The 16,729-nt window shown below is 71.1% G+C and carries 12 protein-coding genes and 1 pseudogene; 5 read left to right on the top strand and 8 right to left on the bottom strand.

The window, feature by feature from the left end:
* The first annotated feature begins 226 nt into the window (after positions 1-226).
* Positions 227-916: a YoaK family protein gene (locus MWU57_RS14695; protein ID WP_246910118.1), complete on the top strand. Its 690-nt coding sequence runs from the start codon at positions 227-229 to the stop codon at positions 914-916.
* A complete protein-coding gene (locus tag MWU57_RS14700) occupies positions 913-2,721 on the top strand; it encodes a gamma-glutamyltransferase family protein (protein ID WP_246910120.1) in 1,809 nt (602 codons plus the stop codon). The genes MWU57_RS14695 and MWU57_RS14700 overlap by 4 nt, the downstream gene beginning before the upstream one ends.
* Positions 2,722-2,749: 28 nt before the next feature.
* On the opposite strand, the gene MWU57_RS14705 is transcribed toward MWU57_RS14700, so the two are convergent.
* The 8 genes and pseudogenes from MWU57_RS14705 to MWU57_RS14735 all read right to left on the bottom strand — a co-directional run bounded on the left by MWU57_RS14705 (position 2,750) and on the right by MWU57_RS14735 (position 12,222).
* Positions 2,750-3,181: a TA system VapC family ribonuclease toxin gene (locus tag MWU57_RS14705; RefSeq protein ID WP_246910123.1), complete on the bottom strand. Its 432-nt coding sequence runs from the start codon at positions 3,179-3,181 to the stop codon at positions 2,750-2,752.
* Positions 3,174-3,431: a hypothetical protein gene (locus MWU57_RS14710; protein WP_246910125.1), complete on the bottom strand. Its 258-nt coding sequence runs from the start codon at positions 3,429-3,431 to the stop codon at positions 3,174-3,176. The genes MWU57_RS14705 and MWU57_RS14710 overlap by 8 nt, the downstream gene beginning before the upstream one ends.
* 106 nt (positions 3,432-3,537) lie before the next feature.
* Positions 3,538-3,753 (bottom strand): annotated as a pseudogene (locus tag MWU57_RS18550) (ATP-binding cassette domain-containing protein); the annotation flags it as partial.
* Positions 3,754-3,927: 174 nt separating this feature from the next.
* Positions 3,928-4,869, bottom strand: a complete 942-nt coding sequence (locus MWU57_RS14715; protein WP_246910128.1) for a cation diffusion facilitator family transporter — start codon at positions 4,867-4,869, stop codon at positions 3,928-3,930.
* Positions 4,870-4,879: 10 nt separating this feature from the next.
* Entirely contained in the window at positions 4,880-6,196 is a 1,317-nt protein-coding gene (locus tag MWU57_RS14720; RefSeq protein WP_246910130.1) for a CDP-glycerol glycerophosphotransferase family protein, read from the bottom strand.
* 77 nt (positions 6,197-6,273) lie between these two features.
* The gene (locus tag MWU57_RS14725) at positions 6,274-7,281 is read right to left on the bottom strand and encodes a class I SAM-dependent methyltransferase (protein WP_246910132.1); all 1,008 of its coding nucleotides are present in this window, start codon (positions 7,279-7,281) and stop codon (positions 6,274-6,276) included.
* Positions 7,274-9,130, bottom strand: a complete 1,857-nt coding sequence (locus MWU57_RS14730) for a glycosyltransferase family 2 protein (protein WP_246910135.1) — start codon at positions 9,128-9,130, stop codon at positions 7,274-7,276. Before MWU57_RS14730 ends, MWU57_RS14725 begins: the two co-directional genes overlap by 8 nt.
* A 140-nt stretch (positions 9,131-9,270) precedes the next feature.
* A complete protein-coding gene (locus MWU57_RS14735) occupies positions 9,271-12,222 on the bottom strand; it encodes a CDP-glycerol glycerophosphotransferase family protein (RefSeq protein ID WP_246910138.1) in 2,952 nt (983 codons plus the stop codon).
* 244 nt (positions 12,223-12,466) lie between these two features.
* On the opposite strand from MWU57_RS14735, the gene MWU57_RS14740 reads away from it, so the two are divergent.
* From MWU57_RS14740 to MWU57_RS14750, 3 genes are all read left to right on the top strand, one after another.
* Positions 12,467-14,551, top strand: coding sequence for an acyltransferase family protein (locus MWU57_RS14740; RefSeq protein WP_165800026.1), 2,085 nt, complete (start codon positions 12,467-12,469; stop codon positions 14,549-14,551).
* Positions 14,552-14,672: 121 nt separating this feature from the next.
* Positions 14,673-15,515 carry a septum formation initiator family protein gene (locus tag MWU57_RS14745; RefSeq protein ID WP_246910141.1) on the top strand — a complete coding sequence of 281 codons (843 nt, stop codon included), beginning with the start codon at positions 14,673-14,675 and terminating at the stop codon, positions 15,513-15,515.
* Positions 15,512-16,600: an ATP-grasp fold amidoligase family protein gene (locus tag MWU57_RS14750; protein ID WP_246910143.1), complete on the top strand. Its 1,089-nt coding sequence runs from the start codon at positions 15,512-15,514 to the stop codon at positions 16,598-16,600. The genes MWU57_RS14745 and MWU57_RS14750 overlap by 4 nt, the downstream gene beginning before the upstream one ends.
* Positions 16,601-16,729 lie beyond the last annotated feature (129 nt).

Here is a 16,729-nt window from a genome sequence, read left to right on the forward strand (position 1 = left end):
GTGCCCGAGCGGGTCCTGGACCCGCACTCGACGGCCTGCGGGCCATGAGTCGGCATTCACGTTCTTTGCTCGAGCGTAGATCACACTCTGTACAGCTCCGGCGCGGCACCGGCAATATGGCGATGATCTTTATCACGCTGTGACCAAAAGTGCCTCTTCGGCCGGGACTTGGCGTGCAGATGGCCCGTGAAGATCCTCACGCCCCGCCACGGCCTAGAGTGACCCCGTGCATCGCGACCGCCTCCATCTGGGGCTCATGCTGGCCCTCACCTTCTCCACCGGTATCGCCGACGCCGTCGGCTACCTGGGCCTCGACCGGGTCTTCACCGGCAACATGACGGGCAACGTCGTCATCCTGGGCATGGCGCTCGCCGGGGCGGACGACCTTCCCGTCGTCGGCCCGCTGCTCGCCTTCGCGACCTTCCTGGCCGGCGCCGCTCTCGGCGGGCTGGTGGTGCGGTCCCAGGACGTCGGCTGGACCGGACGGACCACGGTCCTGTTCGGCGTCGTCGGCGTGCTGCTGGTCGCGATCACCATCACGCTGGCGGTGTTCGACGCCGACATGCCGTACGGCGTCCAGCTGGCGGTGACCGGTTCCCTCGCCGCGGCGATGGGCCTGCAGGCCGCCACGGCCCGCCACCTGGCGGTCAAGGAGATCACCACCGTCGTGGTGACGAGCGCCATCACGGGTCTGGCGATGGACTCGCGCCTCGTCGGAGGCCACGGCAAGCACGTCCGGCGACGCGTCGCCGCGATCGCCCTGATCGGCGCCGGAGCGTGCGCGGGCGCGCTGCTGCTGCAGGTCCACGTCGCGTGGGGCGTCGCCCTCGCGGCTGCGATCACCCTGGCGGTCACCGTGCTCGGCCACACCCGCGGCCGCGCCTCGCCGGCCGAGACCCCCGGAGGACGACCATGACGTTCACCCCACCGGACCCGCACCAGACCCGCCCCGACCTGCAGGGCACGTTCGGCATGGCGGCCACCACGCACTGGCTCGCCACGGCCACGGCCCAGTCGGTCCTGGAGCGAGGCGGCAACGCGTTCGACGCCGCCACGGCCGCCGCGTTCGTGCTGCACGTCGTCGAGCCGCACCTCAACGGGCCCGGCGGGGACATGACGGGCGTGTTCGCGGCAACCGACGGCGTCCCGCGCGTGCTGGCGGGTCAGGGCCCCGCGCCGGCCGCGGCCACCATCGCGCACTACCGGGACACCGAGGGCCTGGACCTGATCCCGGGGGCCGGCGCGCTGGCCGCCGCCGTCCCCGGTGCCGTCGACGCCTGGTTCCTCCTCCTGCGGGACCACGGCACGTGGACGGTGCGCGACGTCCTGGCCCACGCCGTCGGGTACGCGCGGGACGGCCACCCCGTGCTCGGCGCCGTCGCCGCCACCGTGGAGCGCGTGGCCGGGCTGTTCACCGCGCACTGGCCCACGTCGGCCGAGCGCTGGATGCCGGGCGGCCGCCCTCCCCGCGCCGGGGAGCTCGTGACGAACCCCGAGCACGCGTCGGTCCTCGAGCGCCTGGCCGAGGCCGCCGACGACGCGCCCTCCCGGAGAGCGGGAGTCGACGCCGCCCGGACCGCCTGGCGCGAGATCGTCGGTACCGCCGCCGAGTCGTTCGTCGCGACGCCGCACCGGCACTCCGACGGCCGTGACCACGCGGGCGTCCTCACCGCCGACGACGTCGCCCGCTTCGAGGCCGGCTACGAGCAGCCGACGACGGCGGAGTTCCGCGGGCGCACGATCGTCAAGACGGGCGCCTGGGGCCAGGGCCCGGTGCTGCTCCAGGCGTTGCAGATTCTCGACGGCTTCGAGGGGTCCGACAGCGCACGCCTCGACCCGTCGACCGAGCGCGGCGCGCACACGATCCTCGAGGCCCTCAAGCTGGCGCTCGCCGACCGCGACACCTGGTACGGCGACACCGACGTCCCGCTCGAGCACCTGCTCTCCGCCACGTACGCGGCGGAGCGGCGAGCCCTGATCGGCGAGACGGCCTCGCACGAGGTGCGTCCCGGCGTCGTCCCCGGACGTGCCGCTCCCCCGCCGCCGCTGCGCCCGGCCGGTGGGACGCCGTCGGGCGCGGCTGGTGCGGCGGGTGCGGGCGAGCCGACCGTGCAGACGAACGGCACCACGAGGGGCGACACCTGCCACCTGGACGTCGTGGACCGGTGGGGCAACATGATCAGCGCGACACCGTCGGGCGGCTGGCTGCAGTCCTCGCCGACCGTGCCCGGGCTCGGGTTCTGCCTCGGCACGCGGCTGCAGATGACGTGGCTGGACGAGGACTCCCCGTCGCGGCTCGAGCCGGGGCGCCGGCCGCGGACCACGCTGTCGCCCACGCTCGTGCTGGACGCGGACGGCGTGGCCGTCATGGCGTGCGGTACACCCGGCGGCGACCAGCAGGACCAGTGGCAGCTGCCGTTCCTCCTGCGCGTGCTGGTGGGCGGCTACACCCCGCAGCAGGCGATCGACGCGCCTGCCCTCCACACCACGTCGATAACCGACTCGTTCTGGCCGCGCACCTGGGTGCCCGGCGGGGCCGTGGTCGAGTCACGGATCGGTGCGGACGTGCTCGACGGGCTGGCGGCGCGCGGCCACGTGCTCACCGGGGCCGGCCCGTGGTCGCTCGGACGGCTCTCGGCCGTGACCCGGGACCCGGCGACCGGCGTCCTCGGGGCGGCTGCGAACTCCCGCGGCGCCCAGGGGTACGCGGCGGGGCGGTGACCCCACGGGCCGACGGCCAGGCAGTCGGTCAGCCGGCGAGCGTCAGGACGTGGCGCCGGTCCGCGGGCATCAGCGCACGCTCGACCTTCGCGTCGAGCGTGACGAGCACCCCACGGCGGTCCGCCGCGAGATTCAGCAGATGAAAGTCCGTCACCTGCCGGTGCCCCGTCATGCGCGACAGGTCGACGACCGGGTCTGCGAGGCTCGTGTCGTCGCGCCAGAACTCGTGCTGTCGCCGTGCACGGACACGACGCAGTGCGGCGAGCGCATCGGCGGTGGACGCACCGGGATTGGCTGCAGAGTTCGACAACAGCCGCACCAACCCCTGTTCGGTCGTCGGACACGTGGCGAACGACGAGACGCCCCGCAACCAGCTCAGGGCCGTCGTGTGGTGCTGGTGCGCGGCAACGTGCGCCGCGAACAGGACGTCGACATCCGGCAGGCAGACGCGATCAGTCACGCCGCGTCTCCGCGACGGCGTCCGAGTCGTCCTCGTCCAGCAGCTCGGTGACGTCGTCCGTGGTGATCGTCGGGCGGTCCGGGTGGAACACCAGGAAGTCCTCGTCCCGCGCGGACAGCAGATCCGCCTTCTCGACGAGTCGCGCCACTGTGGCCGCGCGCGGTTCCCCCGCCACGGCGTTCCGGTCGATGATCGCCGCCAGGCGCGCCGTCTCCGTCAGGTGGATTCGTCGTCGTGTCGCTGCAGACATGGAATCCACAATATCCGCAGTGGCTGCCAGAAGGAATCCCCGCCGCCTGGCCGAGCAGCTCCGGCAGCGCGGCGTCGGCGCCGGGATCGAGGGACGCCGTCGGCTCGTCGAGGACGAGCACACGCGGGTCGCGCAGGAGCGCCCGGGCGATCGCGACCCGGGCGCGCTGCCCGCCCGAGAGCCCGCTGCCGTGCTCCCCCACCGGGGTGTCCAGCCCGGCGGGCAGCCCGGCCGCGCGGTCCAGCAACCCGGCCGCACGGGCGGCGGCGTCCACCGCACCGTCGGAGGCGTCCGGGTCGCCGAGCACGATGTTGGAGCGCACCGTGCCACGCAGCAGCGGGGAGGACTGCGGATCCGACGGCGCCTGATATCACGACGAGCAGGACCAGGCACAGCGTCAGCGCCCCGCAGGTCCACCACGCCCGGCGGGCCAGGAGACTGCGGCCCTTCGCTCGGTGGATCGCGGCAGGTCGGTCGGGTTCCCGCCCGGCGCGGCTCAGCCCTCGGCGCCCGCGGTGGCCGCCGGGGCACGACGCAGGTCGGGTTCGAGGTAGACGACCCGGGCGATGTCGACGGCGCCCCGCACCCGGGACTCGGCGTCGTCGATCGCGCGCGCGACGTCCGCGGCGGTCGAGGCACCGTCGACCTCGATCTTGGCCGCGACCAGCAGTTCGTCCGGACCGAGGTGCAGCGTCTTGAGGTGGATGACCGACCGGACCCCCTCGCCGACCAGGGCCGACCGGATCGCGGCGACGTGCGACCGCGAGGCGGACTCACCCAGCAGCAGCGACTTGGTCTCGATCGCCAGGATGATCGCGATGAGCACCAGGAGCACGCCGATGCACGCGGTGCCCGCGGCGTCCCACCGGCCGTCGCCGGTCAGGAGCGTCAGGCTCACGCCGAACAGCGCTAGGACCAGCCCGACGAGGGCCCCCAGGTCCTCCAGGAGCACCACGGGCAGCTCGGGCTGCTTGGCCCGGCGCACGAACTCCACCCACGAGGCGCGGCCACGGACCGCGTTCGACTCGTGGATCGCCGTGCGGAACGAGAACGACTCCATGACGATCGCCGCCACCAGCACCGCGAGCGGCACCCACCACCAGCGGCCCTCGATGGGCTCCGGGTGCTGCCACTTGTGGAACGCCTCGTAGAGGGCGAACAGGCCACCGACGGCGAACAGCACGATCGACACGACGAACGCGTAGACGTAACGCTCGCGTCCGTAGCCGAACGGGTGCTCCTCGTCCGCGGCACGCTTGGCTGCCCGGCCGCCGAGCAGCAGCAACGCCTGGTTGCCCGAGTCGGCCAGGGAGTGGACCCCCTCGGCCAGCATCGACGAGGCGCCGGTCAGCGCCCAGGCGCCGAACTTGGTGACCGCGATGCCGAGGTTCGCGAGGAGTGCGGCGACGACGGCCTTGGTACCGCCCTGTGCAGACATGGTCGGGATCCTATCGACGTCGAGCGTCGGGTGAGTCCCCGTCCGTCACGGGCTCCCCGCCGTCGTCCGTGCGGACGTCCGCCAGGCGCCGCAGCTCCGCCTCGTGACGCTCGATGGCGGCCTCGCATGCCGCGACGAACCGTTCGAGGGACGCACCGGGCGTCACGTCCCCGAGGTAGTACTCGACGAGCCGACGCCGTTCCTCGCGCGCCGGGTCCTGCGTCGTCTGGGTGCGCAGCAGCACCGCGACGTCCTCGACCCCGTCCACCCGGAGCCGGGGAGCCACCCGGAGCAGCGGCGTCGTCGCCACGGTCGCCCACGGGGCGGCGACGTCGGTGACGACCAGCGGACGGAGCGTCGGCAGCCACTCCGTGGCCGCCGCCGAGATGTCGCAGACGAGCACGTCGGCCTCGGCGAACGTCGCGGCCATCTCGCCCGTGGTGCGCACCTCGTGCCCGGCGCCGGGGTCCGCCACGGCCGCCGCCTCGACCACCTCCCGGACCTCGGCGTCGGCCGCGGCGTACGCGGGCGACCGCACGCCGGTCAGCGGGTGCGGGCGGTAGAGCAGCCGCATGCCCGGCTCCGCGACCACCGCGCGGGCCAGGTCGGGGCCCAGCACGTCCACCGAGCCGTAGGCGACCGACGGGTTGGCACCCTCCCAGGTGGGCGCGTAGAGGACGGTCGAGCGGTCGGACGACGCGCGCGAGACCGGGTCGGGGCCGAGCACGTCGAGCTGCGGGCGGCCCACGGGCACGCACCGCGCCGGCGCGTCGAAGTACGGCAGGTTGCGGGCGAAGCGGTCGACGGCGGCCTGGCCGGCCACGAACACCAGGTCGTACGCCTTGTGCTGGTTCGACACGGAGACGGTCTTGTCGGAGTCCCCGTGCAGCAACGAGACGTGCACCAGGCCGCCGAAGCTCAGCATCGTGAAGTTCTGCGGGCTGTGGTTGACGTAGAGCGCGAGCCGCACGTCGCTGCCGGTGAGGATCTCGTCCAGGGTGGCGTGCTGCGCCACCGTGACGACGCGCAGCGACGACTCGGCGCGGAGCAGCCGCGCGGTCCGCGAGTCGCCGGCGATCACCACCAGGGGCACACGGTGGTCGAGCGCCTCCAGGGCGGTGTACCACTGCCGGATCTGGTACATGCTCTCCGGCGGGTCCCCGAAGAAGACCACGGCGCGCGCGGACAGCGTGGTGCCCTGGAGGAACTCGTCCTCCCCCAGCCCGTCGGGCACTCCACCGGGAAGCATCCCCAGGCGGCGGATGAGCCGCCCGCCGGTCGACCGGACGGTACGGCGCAGCCCCGCACCGCGCGTCGAGCCCGCCATGAGCACCCCTCTTCCGCGTTCTGCCGTCGATCGGCCGTCGAGCGACCATCCTCGCACCGGTCGGCCGGTGCCCCGTGTCACGGCGCCGGGCTGCCGCCGTCGTCCTGACGGCTCCCGACCTCGAGGACCGTGCTGCGCCCCACCGTCTTGACGACGCGGAGCCGGCGGCCGTCGACGTGGAGGTCGCGCCAGTGCCGCACCACCGCCCGCTCGTGCGGGCGGTTCGTGTCGTCCAGGACCACGAGCGCGCCGTCGCGCAGGGACGGCATCAGCTGCGGCACCGCGGGGAACCGGGCCATCTTCGCGGTCACGCCGGGAGGGCCGTCGACGAACAGCAGGTCGGCCCCGACGACGTCGTCCGGCCACCCGGACAGGTCGTACCAGGGCTGCACGGTGCCGAGCTCTGCGACCGGCGTCTCCACGAGCGGTGCGTCGATCACCGTGGCCCACGCCTCCAGCCCGTGTCGTTTGAGGTTCTCCCGGGTGACCTCGGCGTAGGCGGCGTCCGACTCGAGCGACCACACGTGCCCGCCGTTGCCCCGGTGACGGAGGGCCGCCGCGGTCCACAGGGTCGAGGCACCCGAGCCGCACTCGACGAGGGTCCGCCGGGCGTCGCGCCCCAGGATCTCGTCCACGAGGAACAGGATGGTCGGAGCGGTCGCGGCCCAGTTCGCGCCGAGCACCGGCATCGGCTCGTCGGTGGCGCCGATGAGCTGCGCGTAGCGGCGGTGGAGTTCGGTGTGCACGTACGGCTGGTGGTCGATCTGGCGGACGAGCCCCGCGATGCCGGCATGGACCGGCTGGATGCGGCGCTGGACGATCGCCTCGACCTCCGCGGCCTCGAGGCCCTGTGGTTCGGCGCGAGCCGCCACCGACGCGGCCAGGCGTCGCGACGGCGCGGCCGCCTGACGGACCACGTCGGCGAGGGCCCGGAACGACAGGAAGGCCGCACCGCCCGTGGCGAGGACCGCGAGGGCCAGCAACGCGAGGGCCACGTCGGTGGCGCCGGCCAGGCCGGCCGTAGCGGCTCCCAGGGCGATCAGCCACGCCACGACCCAGGTGAGCTTGCGCAGAGCGTCAGTCATGTGCGCTTCCTTCCTCGTCGATGATGCGCAGCAGCTCGCGACCGCTGTCGCCGAGATCGTCACGCAGGCGCGTGCGATACGCCTCCATCACGCGGGCGGACCGCTCGACGAAGACCTCCGTGACGTGTCGTTCGGCGTCGGCGACGCCGTCGAGCCCGCGGAGCGTCTCGATCTCCCGCTCCAGGTGCGGGACCGTCGCCCGGACCGCCGGCCGGACGTCGCCGGCGTCCTGGTCGAACTGGCCGAGGAACCTCTTGACGAACCGTTCCTCCAGCGTGAGGGCCATGCCCGCGTCGTCCGTGGCGACCACCCGCCCGCCCCGGTTCCGCGAGAACTTCCAGAGGAACTCCTCCGCGGACTTCAGCGCGTAGTGGTGTAGGGCGGCGTGCCCCGTGGTCGGGCGGTCCGACTGCGCCTGCACCAGGTGCGGGGCGAGCGTCGAGGTGAACCAGGTGTGCGGCTCGCCCGTCGCCTCCCGGAACGCGAGGCGCTCGCGCTCCGTCGTGTACGGGAAGTGCGGTTGCGACCCGAGGATCCGGCCGGGTCGGGAGATCGACTTGATGTGGGCGTCGACGGGGGCCACGGCAGCAGGGAAACGCCGGGTGACCAGGTCGTCCGTCCAGCGCGTCAGCCCGCTGGGCCCCACGACCACCCAGTTGACCGCGATGACGTCCGTCTGCCGGGCCGCGTGCCAGTCCAGGAAGTCCGCCAGCCCGTCGGACGTCGCAGGGTCCAGGACCAGGAACTCGTCGATGTCCACGGTCATCGCCCACTCGAAGTCCAGCACGTCCGGAAGCACGGAGAAGGCGTGGGCGTACGCCTTGGCCTGCGCCTTGGTCCCCGGGCTGATCTCGCTGTCCAGCCAACGGATCACCCCCGCCTGCGCGAGCGCCGCGAGCAGCCGGTCCGAGCCGTCGTCGTTGTTGTTGCTGTAGACGAAGAACTCGTCGACGCCGAGTCCCCGGTGGTAGGCCAACCACTCGAGGAGGTAGACGCCCTCGTTGCGGGCCGTGGCCACGACGCACACCCGCCGGCGCGGCCGGACCTGGCTGCGGGCGTAGAACGCGACGACCTCGCCCGACGAGGCGGCGACGTCGCCCGGCCCCGCGGACCAGAGGACGTCGAGCTCCGTGCCGACCTTCTGGGTGCGCCAGGGCGCGTCGCCGGTGCCCCGGGTCTCGAGCCAGGTGCGCAGGTCGGGGAGCGACCGGGTGGTCCACGGGTCGGTGGGGAAGAGTCGCGCGAGCGTGGTCACGAGCCGCTCGTCGGCGACGACCTGCTGCGCCAGCTCGAGCAGGTCACCCCGGGAGAGGAGCGGGAGCATGGTCGAGAACGCCGTCCGCGCCGTCGTGGCGTCCGGGTCGGCGAGTGCGGCGAGGACGTCGTGCAGGTGGACGCCGGCACCCTGCCGCAGGTCCCGCGTCCGCACGTAGACGGCGGCGGCGGCCGCCAGGTCCGGGTCGGCGCTCGCTGCGCTGCCCGCCGGCCCCGTGCCCGCGCCGGCCGGCTCGAGCTCGAGCGTCTCGTCGGTTCCCGCTGCGGTGACGCCCGGTCGCATGCGCGGCAGGCCCGGCTCACCGTCGACGGGTGCCGGGGACAACCAGGTCCGCGTCCACAGGTCGCCGACGGCGACCGACGATCCCGAGCGCCAGTCCAGCCGCACGAGATGGCCGAGGGAACGCGGCGTGGCGGGCCCGAGGCCGAACTCTTGGCCGCTGCCCTCGCTGGTCTCCTCGCCGATCAGCAGCCCCAGCTCGGAGCCGGGCTCCCACAGGAGGCGGGCACGCTTCGCCCGCCGCCGCGTCTGGTCCAGGCGCGTGCCCTTGACGGCCAGCGACGTCGCGTGCACGGTGCGGAGCGTCGCGACACGCACGCCCGCGGTCGCGGTCGGAGACGTCGCTGCCGGCTGTTCGGCCGGCAACTCGCCGGCCGCCGCCTCCTCGGCCGTCCCTGCTGCGGCCGGGCGTCTCCTCCACCGGTCCAGCGCCCTCACGCGACCCGCTCCCCCAGGGGCTTGCCGACCCCGCGCGCCTCGGTCAGGTCCCGGACCCGCTCGACCACCCGCGCGGAGCTGCGGTCGTCGAGGTGGTCGAAGAACAGCCGTCGCCGGAACTCGTACGACTCGTCGACCCGGCGGTCGACGATGCCGTCGAGGGCGTCGTCGAGCTCGTCGAACGTGCGGCAGATCGGCCCGGGGAACACGAGGTCCAGGTCGTAGAACCCGCCCCGTTCGAGCTGGTAGGCCTCGCCGTCGTACGCGAAGCTCACCATGGGCTTGCCGGTGAGCATGTAGTCGACGAACGCACTCGAGTAGTCGGTGATCAGGGCCGAGGACTCGCGGTACAGGACCTCGACGTCAGGGAACTCGTCCGCCGACAGGTCGATGGTCTCCAGGCCGGACAGCTGCGAGCCGTACATGCCTCCGGCGTCGGCCATGTGCTCCCGCAGGCCGAGGACGCACCGGTGCGTCTTCTGCCACTCCTCGAGGCGGGCGAGCTCGTCGGGCGAGAACCGGTAGGCGCCACCGTCGTCCGCGTTGCGGAACGTGGGCATCAGCAGCACGAGCCGCCGGTCGCCCACGAGGTCCCGCAGCTTGGCCAGCTCGTCCCGGAGATCTGCGGGGAGCCGCTCCTCGTCGCGCAGGATGAAGTCGTTGCGCGGCAGGCCGGTGTTCCACACCTGGTGGAACGTCAGCGGGTAGAACGCGGCCGTCATCGCCAGCGAGTCCACCTTCGACGAGGCGATCACCGCCCGGTACTGCTGCTGGTCCGCGTCCACCCGGTCCAGCCTGCCGAGGTAGTCGGCCGAGGCGTACCCGATCCGCTTGAAGGGGATGCCGTGCCAGAGCTGGATGAGGTTGTGCAGCTCGCTCGAGACCGGGTGCACCACGTTGCGGTACCGGCTGTGCTTGATGAAGATCGTGCCGGCCCGCATGACGCGGTGCTGGCCCTCGGGGCTCTCCAGCGGCACCACCTCGACGTTGACGCCGTCGACGACGACCTCCTTGTCACGCGTCAGGACGATCTTGCGGATCGACGGGTCGTCCTTGACCTCCTCGAAGACGGCCCGCTCGTTGCCGGAGAACACGTGCGAGAAGCCGCAGACGGGGAACGCCCACCAGTCGGCGTGCTTGGGGCTCAGCCGGTCCGCCTCGGCGAACTCTTCCGGCGAGAGGAGCTCGTCCGGTACCGGGACGTCCTCGACGCCGGCCTCGCTGCCGATCGAGAGGTTGCGGCGCAGCCTCTCGGGGTCGGCGACGCGGGCGAGGTTGCGCTCGATCGTGGCGACGTCGGCGCCGGGCACCTTGCGGCGTACGCGATCCGCCCAGTCGGCGAGGCGTGGCACCTTGTAGTGGTTGCCGGTGAGGAAGACCCGCTTGAGCAGCGGGAAACCCTCGTCCAGGAGCCGGAAGTACCACGGGGTGTAGACCGGGTGCAGCGGATAGAGCTTGCTGACGAACGTGTCGAACGGGTGGCCGTGGTGGACGAGCCACCGGGTGAGCCCGATCTCGTACTTCTGGACGATCGTGTGCTTCTTCTCCTGGTGCGCCACCGCGGCGAGATACCGGCGGAAATCCGGGTCGCGGATCACCGGCGTGCGGTAGGCGAGGAAGTAGGAGCCCACCAGGAAGTCGTACGTGTAGTCCTGCTCGAACCGGTCGAGCAGCGGTCCTCGCACGGACTCCATCGGGATCGGCTCGTGGAAACGGTTCACGGGGACGTCCCGGGTCCGGAAGATGCCCTTCGTCGCCTGCAGGCCCCACCAGTCGCACGCCCTCGAGTCCATCTGCCCGAAGACGTCGTCGAGCGGCCGCAGGAGGTACCCGCTGTCGTTGACCAGGAGCAGCTCGTCGTACTCCTCGATCGCCGACCATCCCAGGCGCTCGACCAGTCGGGAGTAGGACCCGAAGTCGTACTCCCCGTGACGTTCCGCCCAGGCGCCCCGCGTGTGGTCGGCGAGCTTCGCGAGCTCCGACTCCGGCATCTCGCCGTCGGCCAGGTAGTACACGTCGGCGTGCCGGGCCAGCTCGCGCACGTAGTCGACCACGTAGTCGTCGACCACGCCCTGCGGGTCGTAGCCCGCGAACAGGCACACCCGCCGGACGGCGTGACCCTCGCCGAAGCGGTGGCCGATGCCCAGACGGCGCGACGGAGACGGCTCGGGGCGCGTCGAGAGGCCCTGCTGACGACCGACCTCGAGGTAGTGGACCAGGGGGTTGACGCTGTCGTCACCCGGGTCGAGGTGCTTCGACCAGTACCACCACGTGTCGAAGAGCGGGGAGGGGTTGCGCAGGTCCTGCCAGCCGTACTCGCAGAAGTGGGCCAGCGGGTTGCGCCGCACGCTGGGATTCATCCGCTGGTAGAAGCGGGTGTCGAACATCGGCGACGGGTCGAGGCCGTGGGCAGCGCCCTTGGCGACGTAGTGCTCGATCGGGTCCGTGCCCTCCGGGAGCTCGACGACCGCGGACCCGGCGAGCTGGCCCAGGTAGTGGTCGACGTCGAAGGTGCCGGACTCGGCGATCACCTCGGCGGCTCTCCGGCGCCGCACGCTGACGTTGCCCTCGATCGTGGTGTACCAGCGTCGAGGCTGTCCCGCGGACGCAAGGGGCTCCAGGTCCATCCCGCCGGCGACACGTCGGCGGCGCGAGCCTGCGCCGGCCGTCAGGACGAGGTAGAGGTCGATCGTCTCCCCCTCGAACACCGTGAGGTCCTCGTCCGTGACGTGGGCTCGCCAGCCTCGGGGGTCCTCCGTCAGCGACACCCGTACCTCGAGACCTGTCGACCGCCCCACGAGCAGGAGGTGCGCGGCGCCCTCGTCACGAGGGGCGACGATCGTGAGCCAGGCGTCGGTGGCCGCTCCGTCGAGACCCACCAACGTGGGCGGGGGCGGATCGCTTCCCGGCGCAGGCTTCCGCGCCAGCTGACCCAAGATTCGTCTCATCTGACGGTCTCCTGACGGTGTCTGACCAGAGAAGCACGGCGTGCGAGGTGACTGGTGCCATCGTGAGGTCCGGATCGAGATATCGCCAGTGCCAACCCTGCCAATTCGTCGCCGATCCCGCCTGTCGCCACTCCAGCGTGCCTCCAGACGGCGGCAGCGACCTTGTACGATGTCGTGGCCCACGACGGGCCGGGCAACGAGCGCTCCTTGCCCGCTTGACCCGAGCCCAGAGGATCTCAGCAACTTGACCAGCAGCGACACCAGCGCCACCTCCGTCAAGGGCCGACCGACGGGAGTCTTCCGGCCCGACATCGAAGGCATGCGCGCCATCGCCATCGGCCTCGTGCTCATCTATCACGCGGGCGTACGACAGCTGCCGGGCGGCTTCGTCGGCGTCGACGTCTTCTTCGTGATCTCGGGCTTCCTCATCACCGGTCTGCTCATCCGAGAGCTCGAACGCACCGGCCGGATCTCCTTGGCGACCTTCTACGCACGGCGCGCCAAGCGCCTCCTTCCCGCGACAGGCCTCGTGCTCGCCACCACGGCGCTCCTGACGTGGTGGACGGTTTCCGCGGTCGACTGGCGAGCCTTCGGCGGCGACATCGTGTCAGCCGCCCTGTATGTCGTGAACTGGCGGCTCGCCGACCGCTCCGTCGACTACCTCGCGGAAGACGTCGGAGCGTCCCCGGTGCAGCACTTCTGGTCTTTGGCCGTGGAAGAGCAGTTCTACATCGTCTGGCCGTTGTTGATCGTGGCACTCGCGTGGTGGCTGCGACGGCGTGGGCACATGCGGATCCGACCGGTGCTGACCGCCGGGATCCTGGCCGTGATCGTGCCCTCCCTCGCTTATTCGGTCTACCTGACGACGAGCAGCCCGGCGACCGCCTTCTTCGTCACTCCGACACGACTGTGGGAGCTCGGCATCGGAGCGCTGGTCGCGATCGGGACCACGGCATGGCTGCGCCTCCGCCGCAGCGCCGCGATCGTACTCGGCTGGGCCGGGCTGGCCGCGGTCATAGCGAGCGGATTCTGGTTCTCCACCAGCACACCATGGCCCGGCTCCGCGGCCCTCGTGCCGACCCTGGGTACCGCGGCGATGATCATCGCGGGATACACCTCAGGCCGCGCCGGGGTCGCTGGCGTGCTGTCCTGGCGACCGGCCGTCTGGGTCGGAGGTCTGTCGTACTCCCTGTATCTCTGGCACTGGCCGCTCATCGTGGCAGCGACCGCCTACTGGGGCGACCTCGGCGCTCGGCGAGGCCTCCTTGTCGTCGCTGCCTCGTTCATTCCGGCCTACATCTCGTACAGACTCGTCGAGAACCCTGTCAGGTTCGCGCCATCCCTGAAGTCCAACCGACTGAGCCTGTCCGTCGGCGCGAACTTCACGGCGGTCGGCGTGCTAGCCGGACTTCTTCTCGTCCTTGTCGTCCCGTCGAGCACCGGAGGTGGATCCGATCGAGAGGCACCGGGCGCATCGGCCATCGGCTCGGGTGCCGAACCGGAAGCCGGGACCACAGCGAGTCTCGCCGATGTCGAGTGGTACGTGCCAGATCCGGTCACGGCAGTCGAGGACGTGCCGCCATATCCTCCGGAATGCCAAGTCGACCAGCAGTCGCCGGTGCCGGTGCGTTGCGAGTGGGGCGACGTCGACGGTGACCTGACGATCGGCGTCGTCGGGGACTCGAAGATCATGCAGTGGTATTCGGCCATCGACGAGATCGCCAAGGACGAAGGCTGGAGGATCGTCTCCTACACCAAGTCGGCATGCGGCTTCCATGACGGCATGCAGGTCGCCAAGGGCGAGCCCTACGAGTCGTGTGCCGCGTGGAACGATGCGGTCTTCGACGAGCTCGTCGAGCTCGGACCCGATCTCGTCCTGACCTCCCAGCGCATCAACGACGTCATGTCCGACCCCGACGACGTCGAGAGCCGGTCGGTCGATGCGATGGTCGACGCGATGGTCCGGCGGTGGACCGCATTGACCGAGACGGGCACACCGATGATCGTTCTTCTCGACAACCCCAACCCAGGCATGGCCGTCTACGAGTGTGTCGCCGAGAATCCCGACGACCTCACTCAGTGCCAGTTCGATCTGGAAGAAGGCATCAGCCGAAGCGGCGCCCTGGCTCAGGTGCCAGCAGCGAAGAAGGTCCCGGACGCCAAGACGATCGACCTCCGCTCCGAGATTTGTCCAGGCGACCCGTGTGTTCCGGTCATCGGCAACGTGCTGCTCTACCGGCAGACGTCCCACCTGACCGACACCTATGCGCGCACATTGACCGAGCAGCTGCGCAACGAGCTGGTTCCAGCGGTCGAAGAGGTCTCGTGACGGGACACCCGGTGGTCCCCGGCGCCGCGGGCGACACCAGTCGGCCGAACGAGCGCTGTATCATGTGCCTTTCTTCGATGCAGACATGAGGTGGAGATTGCCGTCCCGATCAAGCAGATTCTTGCGCTGGTTCGCCACGGGTCGGCGGCACCCCGTCAACCCTCCTAGCGGTCCGCCACCCGAGCGTGACGCTGAACTGGTCGAGGTCGAGCAAGACATCGCCGACGCCCAGCAGGAGCTGGCTGCGCTCAAGGACGAGCGGACGGAACTGCTGGCCGAACGGCGTCGGCTCCAACAGGTGCTTGCTGAACGTGCGGGAAGACGCACGATGCCGCGCTCCCGAGTCGAGAAGACGACCGGGGTCCCCAGCCTCGTTGCCGGGGTGCGCCTCTTTCAGCGAATTCATCGGCGGGCGCCCGAGCCCTCGGCCGGGATCGACGGCGTCGGCAAGGAATTCTCCGACCCGGAGCTCGTGGCGCGCTTCGCCCGATCTCACGGTGTCCCCTCCGAAGTCGCGTCAGCGTCGGCCTCCGAGGTTCGGACGGTTGTGGTCCATGCGTTCCACGGCACCGTGGGGCTCGTCGAGATTCGTCAGGACGGCCTCTCCCGGCACCTCGACGGCTCGCAGCAAGACGTCGGCGACATCCGCGCGGCCGCGAGCTACGGCGTGGACATCCCTGTGAGCGCAGCGATCGAAGATATCTGCGGCTGGTCGGCCACCTTGTCCCGCCACATCCCTCGGCCCTACGTGCAGGTGCTGTGGCACGAAGGGACGGACGGGCCTGTCCTCACGTGCATCGATGTCGATCCCGACCGAGTCCCCGTCCTGACGCCGGAATGGGATCTCCGGCTCGGGCAGCTCTTTGACAGCGCACATGCCCGTATGCTGCTCCAGCCCTATCGCGTGGGCGCCCTGGACAACCGCATCCCCGGAGGCACCTTTCTCCCGGAGGAGACCTCGTGAACGCAGAAGACACACGTGTCAAGTCGCTGGAACGCGCGCGCGCGAAGCGCGACCGGACGCGCCGTGCCATACGCCGCCGCCGCGATCAGCTCGACACCTTGAGAGCCCAGGTCACGATCCTCACCGAGGAGACCAAGTCGCCGATCGAGCGCACGGTCGGCGATGCGCCCGACCCGGAGCTCGCGCTCGGTGTGCCGTCCTATTCCCTCGCGGCTCGCATGCACCGGCGGCACAACACGCGCGGCGTGAACGACCGCGAAGGGCTCCGCGAACCGATCCTGCAGCTCTACAGCAAGCTGACGGCCCAACGGTTCGCCGCCCAGCACGGCGTCCGCGTGCCGCAAGTCATCGGGCGATGGCCAGATCCAGACACCGTCGAGTGGGAATCCCTGCCTGACCGGTTCGTCCTCAAGAGCAATGTCGGCGGCGGCGGGGTCAACGTGTTCCCGCTCGTCCGGAACGCTGATGGCACCTATCAAGACATGCTGACTGGCGCGACCACGACCCGCGACGAGGTCGTCAGCAAGCTGTGGGTCAAGCACCAGAGCAGATCGCAGTATTTCGCCGAGGAGTTTCTGACGGCGCGCGGCGGCGGCCCGGAATCGATCCCCAGCGACATCAAGGTGTTCTGTTTCTACGGAGAGCCTGTCTACCTCGAGGTGCGTACCGGCGACTGGTCACGAGCGAAGGATGTGACGTCCCAGGCCCGGACATTCCTCGCCGACGGCACCGAGCTGTTCAATGTCCGAGCCCTCATCGACACCGGCGACCAGCTCCGCGAGCCAGCCGACCTCGATGAGGTCATCACGGTGAGCGCCAAGCTCTCGAAGGCCATCCGGCGACCGCTGGAACGCCTCGACTTCTTCGAGACCGACGACGGCCTCGTCTTCGGAGAAGTGACGCAGAACCCGGGTCACCTGCCTGCCCTCGTACCGGAGTGGGACCGGCGGCTCGGCGAGGCTTACGAAGAAGCCTACGCACGGCTCCTCACGGACCTGGTCGCCGAGGGAGCCCTCCATGTCGAGTACGGAGACGCGGACGGACCGCAGGACGCTGACGGAAGACAGGCAACCGCCTCGCACTAAGCGTTGCGTGGCGGCCGAGCAGCGAGCATGATTCAGCGCACCGGATCGCGGCGACACTGCGATCCGGTGCCCTGGCTGCGACCGGATCGGTGAGTCCGGACGGCCGACAGGTGGCGTGCGGGCGGATCC

The organism is Isoptericola sp. S6320L (assembly GCF_023015685.1).
GTDB classification, from domain to species: domain Bacteria; phylum Actinomycetota; class Actinomycetes; order Actinomycetales; family Cellulomonadaceae; genus Isoptericola; species Isoptericola halotolerans_A.